The organism is Pedobacter nanyangensis, from assembly GCF_003313505.1.
Lineage (GTDB): Bacteria > Bacteroidota > Bacteroidia > Sphingobacteriales > Sphingobacteriaceae > Pedobacter > Pedobacter nanyangensis.
On record NZ_QMHO01000001.1, the window covers coordinates 14,245 to 38,611 of the forward strand.

Here is a 24,367-nt window from a genome sequence, read left to right on the forward strand (position 1 = left end):
AAAAGCTCCGCATGTGCGGAGCTTTTTCTTATTGGCCTATTAGCCTTCAAAATTCCGAAAGATTAAAAATCGTAGTATAAATTTCTAAAGCTTGTTTTTAAACCAAAGGTTACCATAGCGGTATTATGGGTTCCCAAGCTATTTTTTTCTTGTCTTAATACCCCACCCAATTCTAACCTCAAGTTATATTTTGGGTTAAGTAAATATGCTGCCTTTCCTTGTAGCATGTAAAGCTCGGTTAAAATCCCTTGCCCTACATGGCTTCCGTATTGCACAGACCTAGTATCATAACTCTTAAAAATATCTTTCCCGAAATTAGCCCCTGTTGGATCTAAGCCATACGCTGCATACAAAGCCTGTCCCTGAAAATCAAATTTCTTCACACTATAGTTCAAAATCCCCAAAAACTCCCTAAAGTTTGCCCCAAATGGGTGCGCTAACGGCTGGTTATAATTTGAGTAGTTAGAAAGTCTATCAAAGTGAGCATAAGTATAAGGACGTGCAGTGTTAAATTCAGCAAGGTAGTTTAAGCTTTTTACCTTGAATAAATCTGAACCTCTCACACCTAGCTGTATGGCCCATTTATTTGCCCAATAGCCATTGCTTTTAAAAAATTCCTTGGCGGTAAATTCATCAAACATAAACTGGCCATACAAGGCTGTTTTTTCCAATATTTCATACTTTGCGTTTATTCCCAGCCTCATCTTATCGGGAGAGGTTGTATTGGTATTTTCAACCGGCCTCAGGAACATGAATGGGTGGATATAATTAAAGTCAAACCCACGTTTGCCCTCTACCTCTGCATCAGCCCAGGTTACCGCCTGGAAAAACCCAATGGAAAATCTCTTGGTAGCGTTCCAATCTAAGTAATGTGCAGCCATCCACTTGCCCCTATCCCCCAATCTTCTATCATTGGCCAGTTTTGGCGCTCCCGGATCAAGCATATACGCATAAATGGTTTGGTACTGCAAGCTCCCCAAGCTAGCTCTTAATCTAAAGAAGGTGTAATTTGAAGATGCATCTGATAGCAGTACTGATCGGTAGCCATCGCCAATAAAGTTCTTATCGTAGCCGAGCGCAAAATTTAGATATTTATTGGGCGTATAAGAAAGGAGCGCTGTTACATAAGACCAATCTTGTTTATCGGTCGCCAGTTTTCCGTAACCTTGACCTGGCACTACTTGGTTGGCCACAATATAATCATTCACATAATCGGCAAATTTACCTTGGTTTTCAAAGCCGTTCAAATAAAAGGAAAATTTCTCCCCCACATTTCCGCCAACTTGAAATCCACGAGTGTTTAGCCAAGTTGTTCTGCTGCCCTTAAAATCCCTTCCTATTTGAAAGTCGCCAAGAAAATCGGCATAAATATGATACTCTTCGTTTTTAACTTCAATTAAATGTTCCTGAAAAAGTTTCCTATGTACCCAACTTCTTCTATTTAGGCTATCCGTACCATAATTCATCAACGAATCATAGGTGAATTTAAGCCTGGGATCATCAGCGTAAAACCCTCTAATGGAAGAGTGAAATTTAGTATTGGTATCATAAACCGACCGATTTAGTTTCTGATACAGCTGGTAGTCATGTAGTATATTTTGGTTAGCAGTAGTTACCGGCTGCTGCGCTTTTGTGCTAAAAACAAAAAAGGCCATAAATGTGGCCACTATAAGGTATTTTTTCATGTAAGTATTAGTCATTTGCTACACCGTCTAGCTCTTCAAAAACAGAATTTTTGCTTTTAAATTCGGCTACAATTTTTTTCATGGCAATTACCACGTTTCTGTCATCATTGGCACTTGCATGCTGCAATAGGGTATATATCTGCCGTTCCACATCATCAAATACATACTCCCTAACTTTACCAATCATGATCTGTTCGTGGTGGGTTGGCAGGGTGTTTTCATTATCATTTAAAAGCTCTTCAAAAAGCTTTTCGCCTGGTCTTAGCCCTGAATATTGAATTTTAATATCTTGATTAGGGATCAATCCTGCTAAACGGATCATTTTCTTGGCCAGTTCTACAATTTTCACGGACTTACCCATGTCAAACACATAGATCTCGCCTCCGTTACCCATACAACCTGCTTCAAGAACAAGTCGGCAGGCTTCAGGGATGGTCATAAAATATCTGGTGATTTCAGGATGGGTCACCGTTACCGGCCCGCCTTTTTCTATTTGCTGCTTAAAGCGCGGAATTACCGAGCCATTTGATCCTAATACATTTCCAAACCGGGTAGTAATAAATTTAGTTATAGGCTTCACTTCCATTTCGTTAATGTAGCTTAAACCATTACTAAATATAAAGTCTTTTTGTGTTAAGGAATTATTTAAGGACTGTACGTAGATTTCGGCAATGCGCTTGGAAGCTCCCATTACATTGGTTGGATTTACAGCCTTATCGGTAGAAACCATCACAAATTTTTGCACACCATATTTAACAGACAGATCTGCAATCATTTTGGTGCCGTGCACATTGTTCTTAATGGCTTCTGAAGGATTATCTTCCATTAAGGGAACGTGTTTATACGCCGCCGCATGGTACACATAGTGGGGTTTGTACATTTCGAAAAGATGTTTCATTCTCTTTTCATCCTTCACATCGCCAATAAATGCGTGAAAATTATTATGCTTATAGGTTTCCTCCAGTTCCAGGTATACATTATGCAATGCTGTTTCAGATTGGTCACAGAGAATAATCAGTCCGATATCAAAATTAAGCAATTGCCGAACGATTTCACTCCCAATAGAACCTGCTGCACCGGTTATCAAAATCCTTTTGTCTTTCAACTGCGTTTGCAAGCTTTTTACATCTATCTCGATCTGCTTCCTGTTCAGGAGATCTTCGATATTAATATTCTGTATTTGGGACTTGTTGAGTTTACCATCTTCCCAAGCGTCGGCTGGAGGAATATTCAGTACCGTTACCTCATTCTCCAAGCATACATCAACAATTCTATTTTTTCTTTCAGGCGGGATCGTATAAGAAGCAAAGATCACTTCATCCACTTCATGTTCTCTGATAAGCTGCTCTAAACGCCTGGCGCTCAGTATTTTGATCCCATCAATAGCTTTTCCAACTTTTCTTTCATCGTCGTCTACAAAGGCCATAATGGTTTTGTTTACCTTGCCATCGTGGTCGAAAGTCCTTTTGGTAGCCAATCCTGCTTCGCCTGCCCCATACACAATTACCTTGCGTTTATCAAGGTTCAAGTTTTTGATATACATGAAAAAGTACTTGATCAGTACCCGGTAGGTAATCAACAACAGAAATGACGTTAGCAGATTGATGATGAGTACCGTATTGGAGATATACGGATGGAAACCCAGGGCCGTAATCACAAAATTCAAAAAGGAAAATACGCCATTACTAATCAGCACTGCAAAGAGAATCCTAAAGGTATCTTGTGCACTTGTGTAGCGAATAATACCGGCATAGGTTTTTACATTGAAAAATACGATGATGTTAATGGCCGTTAGAATAAGAATATTCCTACTAAATTCTACAACGTTGACATCCGACAATGCCAAGTTTAACCTAACAGCGTAAGCAACCGCGAGCGAAACTAAGCAAATGCCCAAGTCTAGAAGAAAGATAATCCACCGAGGGACGATATTTATTTTACCAAACAAAATAGGCTATTTTAAATAAAGGTACAACAAAACCATGGTCTAACAAAATTTTTACATTTGTGAACGATGCGTATCATAAGCGACCAAAAGCCTATTTTTTCCCTCAAGATTGAATCGAAGAGAAAGGTAAGTGGCAATAAAAGCTAAAAATAAAAGTAAAGTGTAGATCATAGTTTCGTTAATTAATGAAATCAACAATACATTTATCAATAATTGCGCCACAATGTAAAGCGCAGAGACTAAAATATGGGCATATTTCAATTGGTTGGAAAGATATTGATAGAAATGGCTACGGTGGGCCTCAAAAATATTTTCGCCCCTAATCTTTCTGAACAGCACGGTGAATGCGGTGTCGGTACCATATGCTAAAAGCAATAAAATATAGGACAGGTTTTGCGAAGTTATGATCAGCTGACCAATAAAAAATACGATAATAAAGGCAATACTAACACTTCCAACATCTCCGGCAAAACACCTTGCCTTTTTTCTGAAATTGAAGAAATTAAATACCAGCAATGATAAACCGACGATCAGTAAAAGTTCCGCGGAAGTAAAACTGACCAAGTTTTGGTTGATGTAATATAGGGTGCCAATGGTTAACAAACTATAGCCTCCGGTAATGCCATTTATGCCGTCCATAAAATTATAGGCATTGATGGTAGCTATTACAAAGATCAAGGCGGTTAATACCCAATACCAGTTTAAGCTGAACAGATCCCACTGAAAGAAAAGTAGCAATACCGAGGTAAGGTGTAGGCTTAATCTAACTTTGTTATTTAAAGTTAAAATATCATCTAAGAGACTAATGGTTGAAATTGCCAGTAAGCCAATCACAAAATAAGGGCTTTGAAAGCCGCTGATTAGTGCGTACACCAAAACTGCAATTGGAAATATGATGCCTCCGCCGCGGATGGTGACGCTTGTGTGGGAACTACGATGGTTGGGTTTATCAATGATATTAAAACGATCTGCAATTTTGAAGTAAACAAGCTCAAGTACTAGAAAAAGAATAAAGTATAGAAATAAACTGGCAATTGGCATTTGGAAAAAGGATAATTATGCAATCAAGTATTTAGCGTATTATATATATTCCCACTATTTTGCTCTTTGAGTTATGGGAAAGATTGTGATAACTTAAAAGCTTCCAAGACTGGACGGGGAGACCAATCCAATAGCGACCTAGCGCTATCGTCATTAAAGGTCAAATCTGAAGTTATCTTAAAAAATTTACCAGAGTTTAACGGGAACTTTGGAATTAGATCTCCTATTCTAGCTAACAATACGGCAATAGGCTTCGGCATATTTGGTACGTTTTTTTTCCCAAGTTGATTGGCAATATGCTTTGACAACTTATTAAAGCTTGGATGATATCCATCGGTTAGATTATACACACCGCCTAATTCAGTCAATTTAGGTATAATCTTCGCAACATCTTCCGCCATCACCATACTTTTACGAGCCGCCCCACCTGCAATATTAAAATAATACCCCTTTTTTATTCCCCTAATCATAGCGCCTAAGTTTCCTGGTGGATTAGAGCCTACTAAAAGAGGTAATCTTAAAATGCTACAAGTAACATTGTTTTTTGTACACCAATCCTTTACAATTTGCTCTGCTTGAATTTTACTTAGCCCATACGGATCAGTAGCATTCAAGTGGCAACTTTCATTTATATTAGTACCACTTTCTATTCCGTATACTGATACAGAACTAATGAAGACAAATGATTTTGGCAATGAAGGCGCTTCTTCAAGTCCCTTTAGCAAATTCTCTGTTCCCACTACATTTACGTTAAAAAATTCTTGCTTTTCCGCTGCAGTTTTCGGAACTGAATGTGCTTTTCCCGCGGCGTGGATGACTAGATCAAAAAAATCTAGTTTAGGAATTTGAAAGAACAAATCAACTTCAATATCAGCACTATGCCGACCCAAGGAAACCAAGGTATGCTCATTAGCAATCTCACGGACAATCTCTTTACCTAAAAAGCCACTAGCACCGGTAATTAAAATTTTCATTAAAGCTTAGCTATTTCTCTGTAAACTTGATACGTTTCTTCAAACATTTTTATTTGTGTAAAGTTATCTTGCAAAAATTGTCTAGAATGACGCCCCATATCCTGCCTAAGTACAGGATTTTCCACTAACATCAAAATTCTTTCGCGTAAGGCCTCCACATCTCCCCTTTGCACCAGAAAACCACTAATACCATCTTTAACAGCCTCAGAAGCGCCACCTACATCTGAAACCACTACTGGCAAACCATAGTTCATTGCTTCTAAAGTAGATATAGGGAAACCTTCCCAATTTGATATCAAAACGAAGATATCTGCTCGACGCAAACTTTCACCCACATTACTTTGGTAACCTTCAAAAATGAACTTATCTTCTACATAAAGACTTTTCACCAAAGCCACCATTGCCTCCATATTGGGTCCGTCTCCCAACAGCCTAACTTGGATGTTTTCGATATCCTTACACGCCTTAATTAAGGTTGAGTGATCTTTTTGATTATCAAACCTGGCAACCATTATTATCTCAACTTTATCCTTTTTTGTTTTCCGTTCAATTTCAAATTGATCATCTACATAGATTCCGTTATATATTCTGACAAAAGCGTTACGATGTGATATTCCATTATCAAGCCCTAATTTTAGATCATAATCAGAAACAACAATTAATTTATCAGCCAAACGGGCCAATGCCTTTTCTATACTTTTATAAAAAATAGCTTTAAGATTACTTATTCCGTCTGTAAAAGACCAACCGTGTATAGTCACAACTGTTGGAACTTTGGTGAAAGCTCCGGCAATTCTCCCCAGTATACCAGCCTTTGATGAGTGTAGGGCTACCAAATTGGGTTTATAAGATTTAATCAATTTACAAAGTTCATAAACAGCTCTAAAATCGTCAACGGGACGAACAGGTCGTTTAAGATGTTTAAGCAGGGCGTAGTTTATCCCTTCGGCTTTTAAAAGAGATGAGAATACTCCTTCTTTCCCCCCAAATGCTACTAGAACTTGATCTCCGTTAGCTTTAAGTCCTTTAGCGATAGATAATACATGGGTTTGCGCTCCACCAATTGAATCTCCACGAGTAATTACGATAAGTATTCTCATCAAAACGAACTAACTTAGTTTGATTTGTTAATTTTAACCAGCTCAAATATTCCACAGCCATATGAACAGCCACAATTTTTCTCTATCAGTTCATCGGTTAGTGAAATATTCTCAAATAAATCACCCGCATCGTTAACATAAGAAAACCCCCTTAATACGTATTGGTCTTTAAATAGCTCCAACAAATATTTTATACTAAAAACTCTATGTGCATTAAATTCTATCCTCTGAGCTCCAATTGGGGTTGAAAAGTAAAATACACCTTCTGGTTTCAAAATATCATATATAGAATTAAGGCCTTTAATATGGCCATTTGCATCTATTGGATCACCATAGCGGCCTAATCCAAAATGCTCAATAGCATGTAGGCAAGAAATAGAATCACAATATTCAGTATAATTACCAGTTACATTCATTAAGTCTAACTGAATGAATTTGATATTATCGACTTTTGATTCAAGAGGTCTTATATCAAAAATTTCTATCTCTCTAAATACAGCAACATGTGCGACAAAACCATCGATACGAGATGCAACATCAACATGTTTAACTGGATTATTTGAATAAATTTTCTTGGCGACCAATAAGTCCTGATGAAAATAATGCCCAGAAATTGTCCCTCCACTTTCTGTTTTGTCACCAAGAAAAGGTCGAAAAGACGTTATCTTGAAATCTGGATTTTTTTTCAGTTGTTTACTTAAAGAAAGATACTCTTGTGCATAAACAAAAAGCTTTGGAATATTTTTTAAGCGCATATTATTTTTTTTTAAGATTACCAATTGTGTTGTTAAGTATGTTAAGAATCCCAAAAGGGCGGCAAAGAGATCGCTATAAAAGATGCCCTAAAAACCCAACAATGATATGATTATATAGCTAGATATCAGATACATTATGGCATTTAAAATTGTTAAATAAAAAACAAGTTTAATTTTCCCCCGGCCAAGAAAGGCATTTAAATATATTAAATTGATGACTGAGAAGAAAAGACCAACCGTGTATAGTCACAACTGTTGGAACTTTGGTGAAAGCTCCGGCAATTCTCCCCAGTATACCAGCCTTTGATGAGTGTAGGGCTACCAAATTGGGTTTATAAGATTAATCAATTTACAAAGTTCATAAACAGCTCTAAAATCTCAACGGGAAGAACAGGTCGTTTAAGATATTTAAGCAGGACTTAGTTTATCCCTTCGGCTTTTAAAAGAGATGAGAATACTCCTTCTTCCCCCCCAATGCTACTAGAACTTAATCACTATTAGCTTTAAGTCCTTTAGCGATAGATAATACATTGTGTTTGCGCTCCGCCAATAGAGTCTCCACGCGCTATAACAATCAATATTCTCATTAAATCATTAAGATTCTATAGGCCTAATGTGTATAATGTCATCTTTAATACGCATAGTATAGTTCGGCATATTCGCCTTAACATATTCGTTTAACTCCTCAGTAGTCGGATAGCCGCCCGTACCAATAAATAAACGAGCATCATCAATTAAAATAATATGCTTTAGATTTTTATTGTTAAATATTGCATCTAGTTCCTCGAAAACTGGACAGATCTTGTCTCCTAATGCAGTAAAACCACCAGAATAGTGACCATCCAGCCAAAATATCGTAGGTGAAATTAATCTGTCCTTTAAGCTTTTTAACACATCGCCACTATCCCCTTGAAGTATTTCGATATCCGGAAAATTCTTAAAACGTTTTACTGCGCCTTGCCATAATCTTTCGCTTAGTTCAATGGAATAAATCTTCAAAAAGTTCATTCTTTGAGCTTCAACCATATCTCCTAAGAAAGTACCCGTTTCCACTAAGGTTGTATATGAACACTCTTTTTGAACATTTTTTATTGCCAATTGCTTAATAATATGCGGCGGAGGGGAGGGTCTACCATTTTTTTCCCAATCATTTATTATTAATCTTTTAACGAAAGAATTCTCGCGAGAAAGCCTATTAAATTTCTTCATTAAAAAAGGTTGGAATATTTGTGGAGACATTCCTAAAACTCCGTTTACTATCTTATTTAGCATAATTAATTTTTTTATTGTAAGTTAAGTGGGCGGTGATATATAGTATTACTCCAATAAAGGAGCAAATAAAATAGCTAATGAATGCTCCTGATAAGCCAAATCTAGGGATTAAGACTAAGTTTAAAAAAAACAATGAACAAGAAAATAATATTGCGAATATAAAGATCAATTTAATCATACCTCGTCCTAAAAGTGCATTTAAATAAACCAAGTTAATAACTGAACAGAAAATCCCAGCTAATTGTAAAAATACATACTTCTCGATGATTAAAAAACTATTTGACAACATTAACCTTATAATAATTATCCTTAAAAAATAAATAAGGATAAGAGATAAGCTTAAAAGTGGGATAATCTTCTTAAAAGTGTCTATGATTTTCGAGTTAAAGCTTTGGCCGTTATTATGAGCAAAAAGAGGCAAAAAGTATATTGATATAATGCTGGATAATGGCAATAAGATTGCCCCCGAAATTTTATTCATCCCCTCATACAAACCTAAATCATTTAGAGACAAATGGCTCACCAACAATTTTCTTATCATTATTTCAACAATATATCCGATACCGACCTGAATAAAAATTAATATTGAATATTTTATCAAAGGCACCATCACATTTAGTCTTTTAAATCTTAGAAAGAGTTTAATAGGCTTTATACCCAACCTGTTCATGAACCAGAAAATAATCAGATAACTTGTAGAAATCGAAATCAGTATATTGCTTTTATTCCAAATGGCCATCACGAGCAATAATGCGCAACTTCCAATGTTAAATATAATTTCCCAAAATGCAATTTTTTTAAAAGATTGCTTTCCATTCAAAATAGCAATTTGTGTCTTATAAGCCGCAATGAAAAAAGTAGATAACCCAATCAACCTAACTAAATTAGAATAAGAGCTTGAAAAGAATATAAAACTCGAAATAGAGTTTGAAAAGATTACAACTAATGCGGAAACTATTAATGAACCGAATAATGTAATAACCCAAGCAGCCACATTTAATTTAGCTGATAGTATAGCATTATCCTTATATTGAGCTATAAATTTCGTTATACCTGTTGCCGAAGATAGCGTTGAAAATGTAATGATTAAATTTATTAAATTTTGACTCTGACCATATAGCCCTAACATTTCTGGCCCAAACCTCAAAGAAATATACTTAGTGACTAAAAAAATACATAATATTTTAACTAAAGTAGAGGAAAAAACAACCGAAATTGCTTGAAGAAATTTAGATTTCTTAAATATATTTATGGCTCTCACTATTTTAAATAACAGAATAAAAGTAACTTAACAAGTTTTAATCCAGCTCACTAATTCGATTTTATACTTTTAATTCAAACAACCGTTTATAAAAAACTTCCGTCTTACTACAATAATTCTCAATAGAATGATTTTGACTAATATATTCAAACTGTCTTTTCTGCAGTACTTGCAGGTTCTGTTTTTCTAGCATAAGCGAATTCATATAGCTAGCCAACGCTTTTAAGTCAACCGCATTAGGAATATTATCTTTCAAGCCATTAGAAGTATAAGTTTCGTCTACTTGAATTGCCACCGTTGGGACTTTTGACCAGATTGCTTGCAGGCCTGCCACACCGCAATTTTCGCCAACATTGATAGTAACATAAAGATCAACGCTTTTAAATGCCGAGCCAATATCGTCCGTGTAACCAAAAAACCTAAACCGATCGCTCAGGTCATAACTTTCTACCATCTTTTCAAAGTTAGCTCTATCGGGACCATCTCCATAAACATGGAATATAAAATTGATATTTGTAAGTAAATTGAGTTCCTTAATTAATTTTATATACAAATCTGTCCTTCTGTCGTAAAAATGTATCCTACCCACTTGGCCTATCACAAAAATATCTTGATGCTTTGGAACTATATTAAGTTCATTCATAGGGGCTACATAGCTTGTACCTATGGGTATAAAAGTAGATCGAGGTCTATCTCCTTTTCTAACATGTTCGGTATAATCGTCTTTTTTTAATTCAAAAATTATTCCGTCTCTAAACTTTCTATTTATTGAAAAAAAGACTTTTAGCATCCCCCGAATACTAGAAGAATCTGTATGGTTGGTTTCTATTACTTTGAGTTTAGATGTACGAGGTCTAAATAAATAAACAAGTGTGCCAAAAAAAGCCCCATATGTCATGTGAACGTGCACAATATCATATTCGTAAATGCGCTTTTTATTTCCGAAGAACCACAAGACTATTTTTAAATAAAGGAAGATTTTAGACAGAATTTCAAGAAAACTATTTCCTAATGACTTATCTTGTTCTTTAGATATAATGTAATTTATTTTCACCAATGGATTCAAAGTGTCGGTTAAGAATTGGCCCTGATAAGTGTTTTTATAAACACAAAGTATATCTACAACCGCTATTGATTGCACCTGATGATTGCAAAGATCGTGTACAAGTTTTTCACCTCCTCCTTTACAAAAAGTAGGTAATACGTGTAATATTTTATTTAAAGGTCTATTAACCATTTTTGATGCTTTTCCTCAGTTTTCTTATCGTCAAAATAATCTGCGGACTAATGATATTTAACACCCTTATGGTACGGCGTCTGAGCATATTTTTAGTTATCAACCATTTTAACTTAAATTCAGAATATTCTTGTATCGAACCACTTACTGGGCTATCAACAATGCGAGGTTCTACTCTTTTTATTTTACTTAGATCCGTACTTGTAACGCTGAAATAAGAGCTGTCTACATGAATATACGTGTTTATAGCGTTTTCAAATTTTTTCCAGTCTAAGAACATACCTTCTTCATAAAGCCTGTATAGATCCTCAATTGAGGTTTCAGAGCTACTGTCAAAAGGGTTTTGATAATCGTCTTGTACTCTGTTTACGGTAAGGGTCAATGCTTTACCAGAAGCAAAAGCCGCAAGCTTTTTTTGAACGACAATGTTACCGTTCATTATACTTTGTGCTATTAAGTCCTCGAAGTAATTAGGGCTTCTACATAAATTAAAATCTAAGGAATCGATAATTGACAGCACGTCTTTCTTTCTGTAAACTGCAGCACTAACTTCCCAGGGATAATTCCAATGCATTCCCTTTGCTAAAGTCCAATCCCATTTTATATAGTTTTTATTTTCTTCATATCTAGGTTTATTCTCGATATTTCTTCCCAATCTTAAATGAAATGAAAAAACCTCTTCATCTTTGCGTAAAACATCAAGTGCATGATTGATATTCATATATTCTTTAAAGAATACATCATCGCAACCAAAAATTAAAAAGTCGTTCGCTTTTTCGATGGCATTTTTTAGATCCGCAGCATAATTTTGTTCATCGATCCATGTTATATTGGAATATTTTTTTATCAGCTTCTCGTATTTTATATTCTCGGTGGCCTTATATAGAATTGTAAAATTCTGCTCTTTTAACCCAGAGTAATACATTAAACTGGTTAGATAAGCCTCCAGCTGCAACGGCCTATCTTTCGAAAAAACTATTATAGAAATCATAAATTATAATGTAATTGAGTAGAATTTAATTGTGGTTTTGTTCTCCAGTCAATGTAAGTGCTTATAAGTTTGTCTTCTAACATGCTGCTTTTAAAAACCGATACAATTGAGTCCATATCAAAATCAAATGGATAATTATTCAGCACGTCAAGTCTATCTTCTGCCCAAGCTAAATTTAAACTATCTACATATTCAAAATTGGACATTCCAACATCAATAGTAATTGCATCATCATGCCTTATACTAGTTGCCCAGCCCTGGTAAATAACTCTTTCGCTGGTTTTGCAATAGGAGACGTCTCTATTCTTCGAATAAAATGATAATGTATTAGATAGTTGCGTAACTTCATCGGCGAAATGATTTACATTTTTGATCGCATTCAAGTAGTAATCTTTTCTGAATATAGCCATCGCTACGATATAAATCTGATAGGCATCACTTAAATCCTTGATATTTAATTTAAAGAAATCTATAGACAAAGAGTTCCAAAGATGATAATGCTTTACATATGTCAGATCATAATCATCTGCCCACCAAAGCTTGCAAATTACAGCATTTTCTTTAAACAATACCTTTTCATAATCTTCTAAATCAATCATATTCACAAACCAAGTATCATCCTCAATAAGTAAGAAGTAATCTTTAGCTTCCTTCTCTATTTCCCTTTGCCAGAATGAAGCCGGATCTCCATATTTCTTTTTAGCGATTTCCTTTTTGCCACTTCGTATTAAGTCATATTTTTCATCATCACTATGGAATTGCACCCATTTAACCATAGGAAACTTTTGTTGTATTTTTTCCCTAAATGAATGCTTTGTACCATCATCTAGTATGATGATCTGATCGTAATTGGAAACGTTGAACAAAATTGACGATATACAACGTTCTAAATAAAATGGTCTGTTAAATGTTTTTATATAAATATTCATCTTTAACGTTTTGAGTAATTTTTTTCTATATAGGCATACATAGCAACGGGAATTATAGCCATTATGTGGTAAAATGCCGCCCTATATCTAATTGCAGAACCCGAATTAAAAAGACCAAATGGATAATGCATTATCATATTTAATATTAGTACATAAAACACTGCGAAAAAGAAGTACTGGGAATAAGAATTATGTTTAAATTGGATATAAAAGGATTTAGATAAATAATACCCTATAAAAATTAGAAAAAATAAACTTTGCAGGAAAAACGGGAAATATACTGGCCGAATTAATGAATCAAAAAAAGTTGGACCCATTAGTGCAATAAATGCACCTTGCGGCATTTTGGTGAAATAGTCATGATTATTTTGCCAAAAATTTTGATTCCTCATTGCGCCCGCATCTTCATATCCTAAAAAGTAGGCTTGTGCTAAATCCACAAACCCACCGGCGTTTACAAATGGTACTACAAATAAAAATACAATTGATGTTAAAATTACAAACACCGAAATATTTAAAGCGAACATTGATAAACGTTTTAAATAAAAATGCCGGCAAATAAATAGGAATAATAAAAATGTGATAAGACCTATACTATAGTGCGGTCGTATTAGCATTGATAGTACAATACAAATCAATAGTAAAAAGTGGTTGGTTATTTTTTCACCCTTCAGCAAATTGATAACATTCCCTAGAATTATGCCTGTCGTGAAAACGGTGAAAGCCTCCTTGCCAACTACGGAAGTCCACATTGCGAAGTCTGGAAAACTCAAGACTACTAATAGGGCAACCAAATCATTTTTTGGTATCTCTAATTTAGATACAGCATAATAAATCCCATAAAAAGAAAGAATACAAAAAAAAAGGTGACTCGCTAATGGAGTAAAAAAAACCCTTGTTATGTTACCAGCAATAATGTCTATTAGTGCCGTTCTATCTAATAAAGCATCTACAGATACATTGGCATCCGAAGAGGTATACCGTTCAGCATCGCCCAATGCGGCAAACTTAGAGAAAACAAAAACCCCAAAAAAGAGATAAAATATTTTTAGAATAAAGTATAGGATATAACTCCTTTTCACTAGTATTTGTTAATTGCGTCTACAATTTTAGTGATTTCGTCTTCAGATAAAACTGGGCTGATAGGCAAGCTTAGCACCTCTTTATGAATTTTTTCAGAAATAGGTAAATGAAGTTCTCCGAGCTCTTTATAAGCCTCTTGTTTATGTGGTGCAATCGGATAATGTATTACCGTTTGGATCTCGTTTGCCGTCAAATATTGCTGAAGTTCGTCTCTATTTTGCGTTCGTATGACAAACAAATGCCAAACATGTGCTTTGTCTGAAACAAGATTTGGTAATATAATTTTAGGATTTGAAATTTCGTTCAAATATCTCACAGCTACCTTTCTCCTAGCTTGGTTTTCTACTTCCAAACCGGTAAGTTTTACGCTCAGAAGAGCTGCTTGTAATTCATCCAAGCGACTGTTTACACCTTTAAACTTATTTTTATATTTAACATGCGAACCATAATTTAATAATGCTCTTAGGGTTTCTGCAAGGACTTCGTCATTAGTGGTAATAGCGCCAGCATCTCCTAATGCGCCCAAGTTTTTGCCAGGATAAAAACTGAACCCAGCTGCATCTCCGAAATTCCCAGCTTTTGTCCCTTTTACCGATTCAGCTCCCTGCGATTGTGCACAATCTTCTATGACTTTTAAATTGTATTTTTTAGCAATTGTATTAATTGCATCCATATTACAAAGTTGCCCATACAAATGAACTGGCAATATAGCTACCGTACGAGCTGTGATATGCTGTTCTATCAATAGTGGATCAAGATTATAACTGTCTAAAGAAGGCTCGACTAGAATAGGTACTAAGTCATTTGCGGATATTGCCAATATACTTGCTATATAAGTATTTGCAGGCACAATAATTTCATCCCCACTTTTAAAAATCCCCATTTCCTTGTAAGCCCGTATAATTAAAATAAGAGCGTCTAAGCCATTAGCTACTCCAATACAATGCTTAACGCCACAGTATGTTGCAAATTGCTGTTCAAATGCCGCCAAATGCTTGCCCATAATATACCACCCAGAATCTAAAACCTGCTCAAAAGCTGCCATCAATTCCTTTTTATGGTTCTGGTTAATTTGAAATAAATCTAAGAACTTAATCATAATTTAATTGGTTGAGAATCTTTTAAAAAATACTGCTCATTGGTTTTTTTATCGATAAGATCTATACCCAATAGAATAGAATCTTCTGTAATATATCCATGTTGCCGTGCCGGATTACCATACCATACCGTGTAAGGGGGAATTGATTTTGTAACAACACTGCCAGCTCCAATGAGTGCTTTTTCTCCAATTTCTACTCCAGCAACAATGGTTGAATTGGCACCGATAGAACATCCCATTTTCATCAAAGTTTTCTTAAATTCTACGGGATATACTTTCGATCTTGGTATATGATCATTTGTAAAAGTAACATTTGGCCCTATAAAAACATTATTTTCAATGGTAATACCATCCCAAATTTGAACTCCAGACTTTATCGTTACATTATCACCAATTTTAACGTCATTCTCGATAAAAACTTGAGCATTAATATTACAATTTGCACCTATTTCGGCTCCTGCAAGTATAACGGTAAACTGCCATACAGTAGTTTCATCACCAATGTTTACAGATTGTACTTCAGCTAAAGGATGAATTTTAACCATTTATATAATTTAAATACTCTTGATAATCTCTAATGTAGTCTAATTCGTTATAGCCATGAGAGGCTAAAACCAAACAAATGGCACCTGACGAAAAGTTGATCTCGGAAGCCCAAATTCCCGGAGGGATGTGTAACCCAATATAAGGTCTATTTAATTGAACAATTCTTTTTGTTCTACTATCATCCAATAAAACTTCAAAGCTTCCACTTGCTGCTATTAAAAACTGATGGCATTCTTTATGTGCATGAGCTCCACGGGATTCTCCTCCCGGCACATCATATAAATAGAAAACCCTTTTTATTTCAAACGGAATTTCTTTAGAGTTGTGTACCGGCGTTATATTTCCAGCTCTATTTCTAATCTTTGGCAACTCGAAAATCGAGCAGTCATATGTTGTCATCATTATCTGTTTGAATTTTGATAGAATTTATAATCTCTTACGTAGTCGGCTTCGTCAAAAGCTGTAGAGGCAACAACAAATGCTACGGAGTTGGTTGAAAAATTCTCCATATGTCTCCAAAGCCCTGCTGGAACATACAAACCAACATATGAACGGTTTAATGAAACAGTGCTCTTTTGAGTGCCATCATCTAATACTACATCAAAACCTCCGCTCAGCGCAATGATAATTTCTTGGTTGGTTGTATAGCTATGACCACCCCTAACTTCACCTCCCGGAACATCGTATATCCAATACGACCTTTCGATTTTGAAGGGTATCTGAGAGTTTTCTTGTAAAAAAGATAAATTTCCCCGCTCATCTAAAATCTTAGGAAGGTTAATAATTTTGGCATTTTCAATTTTCATTGTTAATTATTTCGTTATAAATACGTTTAACTAAAATTATTAAAATTGTTATTAGGCTGGCGGTTAAGAGACCCATGATTATACCCTTTAGTTTACCAAAACGCTCTACATCTATTGGATAGATAGGTTTATCTATAATTTGAATTAAAGGTGTTTCTTTCATAAGTGCTATATTACTCATTTCAAGATTTTTAACCATTTCTCCTAAAATAGACTTGTTTGTCTCTGCCGAAAACTGTGCTCTTTGCACAGGTGCTACCCGCTGAACTTGCCTTGTGAGATTTAAGTTAGGTGTAGCATCAGCTACGGATGCAGCCGAAAGAATAGCTCCATTCATCACGCCTCTAACCGAATCTGCTTTGTGTTTTAAAATAGCAACATTCTCTAATGACTTTTTAGTTTTAGTTTGGATATAAAAATCATTCACATTTTTGACCAACTCTTCATTAAAACGTTTGGCAAATACTTCATTGGTTGATTTGACATCAACTTTAATGATGCTCAATTTTTTGTCAGGTTTAGCAACACTCAAATTACTTTTGACTATGTCTGCCACAATTTTTCCAACAATGCTATCCTTTAAACGTTGAGCTTTGGGATCGGCCCGGTAATCAAAATCTTTTGGTGCAAATTGAATTTTCCTGAGTTCCGGTGTTTTTTCCCATGCTTCTCTCAATTTGCTTATTTCTATGTATTTTTCTAGCAGAGTTTCCTTCGAGGTACTATCTAATAGACTATACAAGGCTTTCTCTATCATTGTTCTAGATTTGTATAATTCTAGAATATTATCTCCTTGAAAAATACCGCCGCCACCGCCGCCGATGTCTATGCCCATCATTGATGCTACGCCTGAATAAGCAGATAAACCTCCGCTCTTCTCACCGCTTTCTAAAACAAATGTAGTGGTAGCGATATATACTGGCTTTTTGATCAACGAATATCCCAGACCTAAAAAGGCTCCGAAAATACCAGCAGCAATAACGAGCCATTTTTTATTCCAAAGATATATTACCCAGCTTCTAATTTTTAAGACTAAGTCTCTTAACGAAATCTCATCTTCTTGTCCTGATTTCCTTTTTTCTTCTTCGTTTGCCATTTGCTAAATAAATACTAAACTAGAGGTTTTTCTTTTTCTAGTATAATTTTTTCAATATTCCTATTTTCATAGATCTGGGAAATGCTTTCAACTACCCGGATACCTTCTTCCAGGGATACATCGGGCATTTCCAATCCATTGAGTACGCCCACCACGTTATCAATTACCTGCTGATGATTAGAAGCCGAGCCTTTGTAACCTCCATAATCGTTTACCAAGGTATTTTCATCCAAAATAGGCTGCTCTGTTCCGTTGATTTGGCAATATTCTAGGCAGTTCATGTACTGGCCGCCAATTTTTACCGTTCCGTTTTCGGCAATTACTGTAATACTGCTCTCAAAATTATTTTGGAAAACAGATGTTGTATATGAGATCGTTCCAGCTGCACCATTTATCTCAAACGTAATCAAACCACTATCTTCAAATTCAGTATTGCTTTGATGGCTGAAATTATAAAACTTCGACTTGATATTGGTCATGGTACCGAAAACCCAGTTCAACACGTCAATAAAATGTGAAAACTGGGTAAATAGCGGCCCTCCATCTAAAGCTAAGGTACCATGCCAGTTTCCTTTGCTGTAATAGTGTTGGTCCCTATTCCAAAAGCAATTTAATTGGATCATGAATATATTGCCCAAAGCCCCGCTATTTAACAGTTGCTTAAGCCACTTAACCGTTGAAGAATATCTATTTTGCACTACAGGAAAAACATGCCTGCCATTTTTATTTGCTGCTGCTAAAATTGCGTGTGCATCCTCCATTTTCAAGGCAATTGGTTTTTCAATCACTACGTGGCAGTTTTGATTTAGGCATTGAATAGCTTGTTTGGCATGCAGTCCATTTGGCGTACAAATATTAATAACGTCAACCGCTATTTTTTGTTTAAAAAAATCGTCTAAGCTTTTAAAATGGATACATTGACTGGTAGAGGTTTCAAATTTGTCATAGGCTGGGTCTACCGTTGCAACTAATGCTGCATTGGGATGTTTTGCAACAAGTTCAGCATGCCTCTTGCCGATATGCCCGCAACCTACTATGGCAAACTTAACCTTCATTTAAATTTAACTGTAAAATCTAGAAACCTGATTATCTGAAAGCTGATAGAGCTGACCGCTTTCAGGACATTTTGCAAAATTACCTATGTTGAAATTCAACACTTGTCCATATTCGCTTACCCATCCCACCTGTTTCATGGGATTGCCTATCATTAACGAATAAGCTTTTACGTCCTTGGTTACAACCGCTCCTGCGCCGATTAGTGCATATTCGCCAATTGAATTTCCACAAAGGATAGTTGCATTTGCACCAATTGAGGCGCCCTTGGCGACGAGCGTTTTTTTAAACGCCATTTTCCGATCGATGAAGCTTCTTGGATTTTTAATATTGGTAAACACCACTGATGGGCCAATAAAAACATCATCTTCCAATGTTACGCCTTCATATATTGATACATTATTTTGGATTTTCACGCCATTGCCAATTTCTACGTTGCTTGCCACCATTACATTTTGCCCTAAACTACATTTCTCGCCAATTTTCGCTCCACTCATCACATGGCAAAAATGCCAGATCTTGGTTTCCGCACCTATCGTTGCTCCTGCATCAATTACCGATGTTTCATGTACAAAGTAACTATTTGATTTCATCTGCGAAACTGCGAATAAGCGCTACGATGTGGGCCTGATTTACAGGGGCTAGTCCGGGGAATATGGGCAGGGCCAATATGCTATGGCAAAGCCTCTCAGCTACTGGAAAATCGCCTTCTTTAAAACCAAACCGGCTAAATGCTGGCTGCAAATGAGTTGCCTTTGGATAGTAGACCATACTGCCTACTCCATGCTTTTCCAAAAAAGCTTTAAGCTGGTCTCTTAGTGCTCTATTTGCCAACAGGATACAAAATTGATTATAGGTATGGTCTTCACTTTCCGGCGGTAAAGAAATGCAAGATATTCCTTTTAAATTTTGCAGGTAATATGTTGCCATTGCCCTCCGCTTTTCAATTAGTGCGCCGAGGTACTTTAATTGGATATTTAAAATTGCAGCCTGTATGGTATCCAATCTAGAGTTTATGCCAATGTAAGTATGCTCGTACTTCTGCTGCTGCCCGTGGTTGGCCAACATTTTTATTTTTTTTGCCAGATCCAAATTATCGGTAAAAACTGCTCCACCATCTCCAAAACAAGCCAAATTCTTGGTGGGAAAAAAAGATGTGCAGCCAATGTGCCCAATAGTGCCTAGTTTTTTATGCTGATAATTCCCTCCCAAAGCCTGCGCAACATCCTCAATTACGATTAAATTATTCTGCACTGCTAGTTCAACAATCTGTTCCATTTGCGCAGCCAATCCAAACAAATGAACCACAATGATCGCTTTCGTTTTATTGTTGATTTTTTGTTCAAAGCTGGAAGCATTGATATTAAAGCTGGTTTCGTCTACATCAACAAATACTGGTGTTAATCCCAGTAAAGCTACCGCTTCGGCGGCTGCAACAAAATTAAAGGCAGGAATGATAACTTCATCACCCTTTTTTAATTCCAGGGCCATTAATGCTAACATTAAAGCATCTGTACCATTACCACAGGGAACCACTTGGGCTATGTCTAGATACTCGGCTAGGTTTAGGGCAAATTCTGAAACTTCGGGACCATTAATGTAGCTGCCGTGCGACAAAACCCTTTGGATAGCGTTGTCTAGTTTCTCTTGTTGATGGGAGTATGCAGCCTTGGCGTCAAAAAAAGGAATTTCCAATTTAAAGTCTAGCATCAATAATATTTCTGTCCAAAAATGCTTTGGTATCAAAAATTACTGATTTTTCGTCTTTTCTTAGTGCTGAAAAATCAAGAGTCAAAAACTCATGGTGGCTTACCGCTAAAACCATGGCATCATACTGTTCGCCAACTTGTGGGATGAGATCGATCTGGTATTCGTGATTTACTTGTTTTACATCCGCATGTGGGTCATACACCTCTACTTCCATGCCGAACTGGCATAACTCGGTATAAATGTCTATCACCCTTGAATTTCTGATATCTGGGCAGTTCTCTTTAAAGGTAATGCCCAAGATCAGTGCCTTGGCCCCCTGTATTTTGTGGCCCTTATTAATCATTAATTTAACTATTTTATTGGCCACGAACATCCCCATATTATCATTTACCCGTCTTCCAGAAAGGATCACTTGGGGGTGGTAGCCCAGGGATTCGGCCTTATGGGCCAAATAATAGGGATCAACGCCGATACAATGTCCTCCCACTAACCCAGGTTTGTATTTTAAGAAATTCCATTTGGTGGCCGCCGCTTCAATAACATCTGTTGTATCAATTCCAATCCTATCAAAAATCAGCGCCAGTTCATTTACAAAAGAGATATTGATATCTCGTTGGGCGTTTTCTATCGCCTTAGAGGCCTCGGCCACTTTTAAGCTAGGTGCTTTGTGGGTTCCTGCTGTAATAATACTACTGTACAATTGGTCCACTACTTCTGCAATTTCAGGAGTTGACCCAGAAGTTACCTTCTTGATTTTGGTGAGGGTATTGACCTTGTCTCCGGGGTTGATCCGCTCTGGCGAATAACCGCAAAAAAAATCTTTATTATAGGTTAATCCCGAGAACTGCTCCAAAACGGGGACACAATCTTCTTCTGTACAGCCCGGATAAACAGTGGACTCATAAACAACGATATCACCAGGTTTAATTACTCCCGCTAACATTTTCGAAGCGTTGAGCAGTGGACCGAGGTCAGGGGCCTTAAATTGATTGATTGGCGTAGGTACGGTAACGATGTAAATATTACATTTCTTCAGATCCTCAATATTCGAAGAAAATGAAACTCCTATCCCTTTTTCTACTATTACTTCATTTAAGGCCGTAATGTTGGCCTCTTTTGTCCTGTCTTTTCCTTCCTTAAGCTCCTCTACTCGCTCTTTATCAATATCAAAGCCTACAACCTCGTATTTTTTTGCAAACTCAATTGCCAATGGCAATCCAACATAACCAAGGCCAACAATTGCTATATTATAATTTTTCACTTGATATTAGGAAGTTATATCGGCTGGTTAAGTATTATCTAAACAAACTCACAATAATTGCCGCTAAAGAGGCTACGCCCGTACCTATTCCTATCCAAGCCTGTGCGCTCATTTTTTCTCGCTCGGCTTTTACCGGAACAAAAATTTCGGCTCCAGGCCTAACTTTCGGATAATTATTAAAGAACAAGAATTTTTTTGCCGCTTCGGCCGAACCATTAGCGTATTTAATGTAAGCGCTCTTTTTCAATGCCGAGTTGGTGAACCCTCCTGCTCCGTTGATATACTGCTTAAAGCTTTTACCGGGCACATATACAATGCTGTTAGGGTTTAGCACTTCGCCAGTTACTTTTACCGTTTGAAGTTGCTTGGGCACACGTACAATATCACCTTCTTCCAAAATCAAATCCTGCCTAGAAAGTGGCTTTTTTAAGATCTTCTCTAAGTTGATCCCTACTAAATCAGATTGGGCCAATTCTTCCCTCAGCTTTTTAACCGTGTCGGTATCTTTCGCATCTTTTTCCTTCAGTCGTTCCAGATTGGCAAATTTCTTTTGCTCCTCGTCGCTATTATTGATTGCATTTTTATCTGCAGGGTTTATCTTTTCTGCTCCCGGCCTTTTTAAAGAAGCCCCTTCAGCATAGGCAAAGGATGTTAATCCACCGGCTCTCTTAATAAGATCTGATATCCGGTAATCTTTACTGGTGATGGTGTACATTCCGGGATAAAGTACCTCTCCTTCTATTTTTACTTGTTTTTGTACGGAGTAGCCTTCGGAGCTTCTAACGGTGATGATATCAAAAGGCTTGAGCTCAAACTTATCGCCTAAAACACGCAGGTTTTCATCAATATTTACTATAAATAAATCGGCTGTTTTTGAAGAAGTTAATGTTGGGTCTGTATTTTTTATCCTTCTCGATACTTCAATCCGATTTGGCGTGGCTCCTTCTTTCAACCCTCCCGCCATTTGGATAATATCCTCTAGTTTAATGTTTTGCGAAAACTCAAAAGTTCCGGGAGCCCTAACTTCTCCTTGTACCGTTACGGTATATTCTTCCCTTAGGTCAAAAATTGAACTAATGGTAACTTTATCTTCTCTGGTTAAAGGAATGTCCTTCTCTTCTCCCGAAAGTATCTTGGCTACATCAAATGAAATGAGATATTGGGTTTTATCTGGGTTTAGGCGGTTAATATACCCGCGATTAAGAAAAGCATCTTCGGTAATCCCATCTGCCTTTTTGATCAGCCCGGCAAGAGTAAGTCCATTATCCAATGAATATACACCTGGCCTAAATACGGCCCCGATAATTTCGACCCTGTTTTCAAAGCGTTCCAGAATAGCTTCTACCACAAATTTATCCCCGTTTTTAGGCTGGTAGGTACTATATTGCGATTCTGGGATATCACTTATCCTTCTTTCTCTATCTGTATTTTGAAATGATTTTATTTTGGCGGTGTAGGCTTCTGAAGTAAATCCTTTTGCAAAATTGATGACATCCTGCAGTGTTTCGTTATTTTTTACCTCGAAGATAGCGGCATCTTTCACTTCGCCAGAAATCTCTACTCTTCTATCGTAAGCGGGAATATTAATGGCATCCTGATCTTGTAGGCGAACATTGCCCTGCTGCATTCCTTTTAGCAGGAAATCATAAACATCTATAGTGGCAATGATCTTGTTATTCCTGATCACTTGTATATTTCTGAAAGATCCATTTTGAGCAGGCCCACCTGACACGTATAAGGCCCGATAAACATTGGCCAACGAGGGTAAGGTATAGGTTCCGGCTTTTACCACCTGTCCTGTTACCGTTACCTGTATACTCCTGATGTTACCCAAATTAACGGCAACGGAGGTTCTTCCTGTCTTTAGCGCTGGATAGGTTTTAGACATGGTTGCCCTAATTTTGGAGGCCGCTTGGTCTATACTTAGTCCTCCAACAGCAATTCTGCCAACATATTCTAAATTAATTACTCCCTCTGGGCTAACTTGAAGATTGTAGCTACGTTCGTTATCTCCTGTCAAATCAATGATCAGTCTGTCGTCTGGGCCTATGATATAACTCTTAGGAGTTGCTATTCTCAAATTGGGTTCGAAAGTAATATTTCCGTTTCTGAACAGATCTGATCCAAATATTTTAGATTGTATCTCGCCGTCTTTCTCTTTTTTCAGGTTGTCAATGGCTCCGCCGCCGGTAGTTTCGCTGTATTCCCTTCCTGTGCCGGCAGTGGGTTTATCGGCAGTTTGTGCGCCTGCGCCTTGTTTCTTTAATTTTTCTACCCTGGCCTTAAATTTAACCATTTCTTCTTTTTTAATCCCTTTGGCCGCCGCAGCTTGTTCTAGCTGGGCATCAGTGGTATAACCCATGGCTTCTGCTTGTTTCACAATCTGCAAGATCTGGGCATCAGAAAGCTCGTCAACTTTAACGTCTACAGCTGATTGCGCAAAGGTTATTGCTGCGATAAAAATTAATAGAAATGATAGAAAAATTCTTTTCATGAAAATGATCTTCTTATTTTTTGTGA

22 protein-coding genes are annotated in these 24,367 nt (G+C 36.7%); all 22 read right to left on the bottom strand.

The features are described 5' to 3' along the window. Positions 1 to 62 precede the first annotated feature (62 nt). Positions 63 to 1,685, bottom strand: a complete 1,623-nt coding sequence (locus DUT71_RS00060; RefSeq protein ID WP_113661054.1) for a gliding motility protein RemB — start codon at positions 1,683 to 1,685, stop codon at positions 63 to 65. A gap of 7 nt (positions 1,686 to 1,692) precedes the next feature. Then, positions 1,693 to 3,633 carry a polysaccharide biosynthesis protein gene (locus DUT71_RS00065; protein WP_113660524.1) on the bottom strand — a complete coding sequence of 647 codons (1,941 nt, stop codon included), beginning with the start codon at positions 3,631 to 3,633 and terminating at the stop codon, positions 1,693 to 1,695. Between the two features lie 51 nt (positions 3,634 to 3,684). After that, positions 3,685 to 4,506 carry an MraY family glycosyltransferase gene (locus DUT71_RS00070; RefSeq protein ID WP_240186812.1) on the bottom strand — a complete coding sequence of 274 codons (822 nt, stop codon included), beginning with the start codon at positions 4,504 to 4,506 and terminating at the stop codon, positions 3,685 to 3,687. A 239-nt stretch (positions 4,507 to 4,745) separates the two neighbouring features. Beyond that, positions 4,746 to 5,648: an NAD-dependent epimerase/dehydratase family protein gene (locus DUT71_RS00075; RefSeq protein WP_113660526.1), complete on the bottom strand. Its 903-nt coding sequence runs from the start codon at positions 5,646 to 5,648 to the stop codon at positions 4,746 to 4,748. Continuing rightward, on the bottom strand, positions 5,648 to 6,748 hold the full coding sequence (locus DUT71_RS00080; RefSeq protein WP_113660527.1) for a glycosyltransferase family 4 protein: 1,101 nt from the start codon (positions 6,746 to 6,748) through the stop codon (positions 5,648 to 5,650). The genes DUT71_RS00075 and DUT71_RS00080 overlap by 1 nt, the downstream gene beginning before the upstream one ends. A gap of 14 nt (positions 6,749 to 6,762) precedes the next feature. Next, on the bottom strand, positions 6,763 to 7,503 hold the full coding sequence (locus DUT71_RS00085) for a DUF268 domain-containing protein (RefSeq protein ID WP_205313798.1): 741 nt from the start codon (positions 7,501 to 7,503) through the stop codon (positions 6,763 to 6,765). 594 nt (positions 7,504 to 8,097) lie between these two features. Further along, positions 8,098 to 8,775 carry a hypothetical protein gene (locus DUT71_RS00090; RefSeq protein WP_113660528.1) on the bottom strand — a complete coding sequence of 226 codons (678 nt, stop codon included), beginning with the start codon at positions 8,773 to 8,775 and terminating at the stop codon, positions 8,098 to 8,100. Beyond that, positions 8,765 to 10,036 (bottom strand): oligosaccharide flippase family protein, encoded by a 1,272-nt coding sequence (locus DUT71_RS00095; RefSeq protein ID WP_162795902.1) that lies wholly within the window; start codon positions 10,034 to 10,036, stop codon positions 8,765 to 8,767. The genes DUT71_RS00090 and DUT71_RS00095 overlap by 11 nt, the downstream gene beginning before the upstream one ends. A gap of 61 nt (positions 10,037 to 10,097) precedes the next feature. Next, entirely contained in the window at positions 10,098 to 11,273 is a 1,176-nt protein-coding gene (locus tag DUT71_RS00100) for a glycosyltransferase (protein WP_113660530.1), read from the bottom strand. Further along, the gene (locus tag DUT71_RS00105) at positions 11,266 to 12,264 is read right to left on the bottom strand and encodes a hypothetical protein (protein ID WP_113660531.1); all 999 of its coding nucleotides are present in this window, start codon (positions 12,262 to 12,264) and stop codon (positions 11,266 to 11,268) included. Before DUT71_RS00105 ends, DUT71_RS00100 begins: the two co-directional genes overlap by 8 nt. Further along, a complete protein-coding gene (locus tag DUT71_RS00110) occupies positions 12,261 to 13,193 on the bottom strand; it encodes a glycosyltransferase family 2 protein (protein ID WP_113660532.1) in 933 nt (310 codons plus the stop codon). Before DUT71_RS00110 ends, DUT71_RS00105 begins: the two co-directional genes overlap by 4 nt. A 2-nt stretch (positions 13,194 to 13,195) precedes the next feature. Further along, positions 13,196 to 14,275, bottom strand: a complete 1,080-nt coding sequence (locus tag DUT71_RS00115) for a hypothetical protein (RefSeq protein ID WP_113660533.1) — start codon at positions 14,273 to 14,275, stop codon at positions 13,196 to 13,198. After that, on the bottom strand, positions 14,275 to 15,375 hold the full coding sequence (locus tag DUT71_RS00120) for a DegT/DnrJ/EryC1/StrS family aminotransferase (protein ID WP_113660534.1): 1,101 nt from the start codon (positions 15,373 to 15,375) through the stop codon (positions 14,275 to 14,277). Before DUT71_RS00120 ends, DUT71_RS00115 begins: the two co-directional genes overlap by 1 nt. Then, on the bottom strand, positions 15,372 to 15,920 hold the full coding sequence (locus DUT71_RS00125; protein WP_113660535.1) for an acyltransferase: 549 nt from the start codon (positions 15,918 to 15,920) through the stop codon (positions 15,372 to 15,374). The genes DUT71_RS00120 and DUT71_RS00125 overlap by 4 nt, the downstream gene beginning before the upstream one ends. Continuing rightward, positions 15,913 to 16,323: a sugar 3,4-ketoisomerase gene (locus DUT71_RS00130; protein WP_113660536.1), complete on the bottom strand. Its 411-nt coding sequence runs from the start codon at positions 16,321 to 16,323 to the stop codon at positions 15,913 to 15,915. Before DUT71_RS00130 ends, DUT71_RS00125 begins: the two co-directional genes overlap by 8 nt. Beyond that, a complete protein-coding gene (locus DUT71_RS00135) occupies positions 16,323 to 16,727 on the bottom strand; it encodes a sugar 3,4-ketoisomerase (RefSeq protein WP_113660537.1) in 405 nt (134 codons plus the stop codon). Before DUT71_RS00135 ends, DUT71_RS00130 begins: the two co-directional genes overlap by 1 nt. Next, a complete protein-coding gene (locus DUT71_RS00140; RefSeq protein ID WP_113660538.1) occupies positions 16,717 to 17,823 on the bottom strand; it encodes a Wzz/FepE/Etk N-terminal domain-containing protein in 1,107 nt (368 codons plus the stop codon). Before DUT71_RS00140 ends, DUT71_RS00135 begins: the two co-directional genes overlap by 11 nt. A 14-nt stretch (positions 17,824 to 17,837) precedes the next feature. Beyond that, positions 17,838 to 18,878 (bottom strand): Gfo/Idh/MocA family protein, encoded by a 1,041-nt coding sequence (locus DUT71_RS00145; RefSeq protein WP_113660539.1) that lies wholly within the window; start codon positions 18,876 to 18,878, stop codon positions 17,838 to 17,840. Between the two features lie 6 nt (positions 18,879 to 18,884). Then, entirely contained in the window at positions 18,885 to 19,469 is a 585-nt protein-coding gene (locus DUT71_RS00150) for an acyltransferase (RefSeq protein WP_113660540.1), read from the bottom strand. Further along, complete coding sequence (locus tag DUT71_RS00155) at positions 19,456 to 20,586, bottom strand: DegT/DnrJ/EryC1/StrS family aminotransferase (RefSeq protein ID WP_113660541.1); 1,131 nt, start codon at positions 20,584 to 20,586, stop codon at positions 19,456 to 19,458. The genes DUT71_RS00150 and DUT71_RS00155 overlap by 14 nt, the downstream gene beginning before the upstream one ends. Beyond that, positions 20,573 to 21,847 (bottom strand): nucleotide sugar dehydrogenase, encoded by a 1,275-nt coding sequence (locus DUT71_RS00160; protein WP_113660542.1) that lies wholly within the window; start codon positions 21,845 to 21,847, stop codon positions 20,573 to 20,575. The genes DUT71_RS00155 and DUT71_RS00160 overlap by 14 nt, the downstream gene beginning before the upstream one ends. A 34-nt stretch (positions 21,848 to 21,881) precedes the next feature. Continuing rightward, complete coding sequence (locus DUT71_RS00165; RefSeq protein ID WP_113660543.1) at positions 21,882 to 24,341, bottom strand: SLBB domain-containing protein; 2,460 nt, start codon at positions 24,339 to 24,341, stop codon at positions 21,882 to 21,884. Positions 24,342 to 24,367: the final 26 nt, after the last annotated feature.